Source organism: Mesorhizobium sp. M1A.T.Ca.IN.004.03.1.1 (genome assembly GCF_003997555.1).
In the GTDB taxonomy this organism is placed as follows: domain Bacteria; phylum Pseudomonadota; class Alphaproteobacteria; order Rhizobiales; family Rhizobiaceae; genus Mesorhizobium.
In genome coordinates this window covers 1-1,551 of record NZ_RZTV01000044.1, presented here as the reverse complement: position 1 = coordinate 1,551, position 1,551 = coordinate 1, and the positions used below count along the sequence as shown (strand labels likewise).

General features: G+C 63.8%; 1 protein-coding gene. It reads left to right on the top strand.

The features are described 5' to 3' along the window. The first annotated feature begins 181 nt into the window (after positions 1-181). Positions 182-1,528: an IS5 family transposase gene (locus tag EOD29_RS30570; protein WP_063169227.1), complete on the top strand. Its 1,347-nt coding sequence runs from the start codon at positions 182-184 to the stop codon at positions 1,526-1,528. The last annotated feature ends 23 nt before the right edge of the window (positions 1,529-1,551 follow it).

Genomic DNA, 1,551 nt, shown 5'->3' with positions numbered 1-1,551 from the left:
GTCGGCCGTGAACTATCCGCAAGCCATTGATCTGGCCTGTTGATTGAGGCGGATAGCGGCTTTGGAATTGCAGGATTAGCGGTATTTGGACGCTGTTTTCCTGCAATTCGGTTTTGCGATTCCCTTGTGGCGCGGAGCGTGATTCACTCGGTTCGGCGGCGGCGAATCGAGGGGACAGCGAATGTCCAGGCCACGCGAGAAGCGCGAGACGGGAGAGCAGGACCTGTTCCGCTCCCGGCTCGACCAAATCATCAACATGAAGCACGAGCTGGTGCGGCTGGCGCAGGCGATCGACTGGCCGGTGCTGGAGGAGCGTTTCGGCGCCGTCTATTCGGACGGCCCCGGCATGCCGCCGCTGCCGACCCGGCTGATGGCGGGGCTGGCGATCCTCAAGCACACCTTCAACCTGTCGGATGAGGTGCTGTGCGAGCGCTGGGTGGAGAACCCTTATTTCCAGTATCTCACCGGCGAGACGTTCTTTTGCCATACGCTGCCGTTCGACCGCTCCTCGATGACGCGTTGGCGCAGCCGTATGGGCGAGGAGCGGATTATGGTGCTGTTGCAGGAGAGCCTCAGCCTCGCGGTCAAGACCGGGGCGATGAAACCGGCCGACACGCGCCAGGTGATCGTCGACACCACCGTGCAGCCGAAGAACGTCATGTTCCCGACCGACGCCAAGCTCATCCATCGGGCACGCGAACGGCTGGTGCGGCTGGCCAAGAGGACGGGTCTCCATTTGCGCCAGAGTTATGTGCGGGTCGGCAAGCTGGCGCTGATCAGCCACCAGCGCTATGCCCACGCCAAGCAGTTCAAGCGGGCCAACAAGGCGCTACGCAAGCTCAAGACCTATCTCGGCCGGACCATTCGCGACATTGGTCGCCAGATCGCCGGCGATCAGGGGCTGGACGCGCTGTTCAAATGGCCGCTCTACCAGGCCGCCACCGTTCTCGAGCAACGCCAGCGCCAGCGCGGCCGCAAGATCTACAGCCTGCACGCACACGAGGTGGAATGCATCGGCAAGGGCAAGGCGCATGCGCCCTACGAGTTCGGGGTGAAGGTGTCGGTGGCCACCACGCTGAAGCGCTCCAGGGGCGGCCAGTTCGCCCTGCATGCAAAAGCACTGCCCGGCAATCCCTATGACGGCCACACGCTGGCAAGCGTCATCCCCGACATGGAAAAGACCATCGGCAACGAGATCGGCCGCATCCTCGCCGACGCCGGCTATCGCGGCCACAACGCACCGCAGAGCCACAAGCTCAGGGTCTTCACCGCGGGCCAGAAACGCCGCGTCACCCCAGCCATCAAGCGCCAGATGCGACGGCGGTCGGCGGTCGAGCCCGTCATCGGCCACATCAAGAGCGAACACAGAATGGGCCGCAACTACCTCGCCGGCCAGCAGGGCGACACCCTCAACGCCATCCTGGCCGCCGCCGGCTACAACTTCTCCCTCCTGCTCAGGTGGCTGAAGGGGTTTTTGTCGCTCTTGATTGCCCTGCTTCAAATCCGGCCGAAGCCGGTCGCCGCTTAGGGCTCGGATTGTTCACGGTCGAC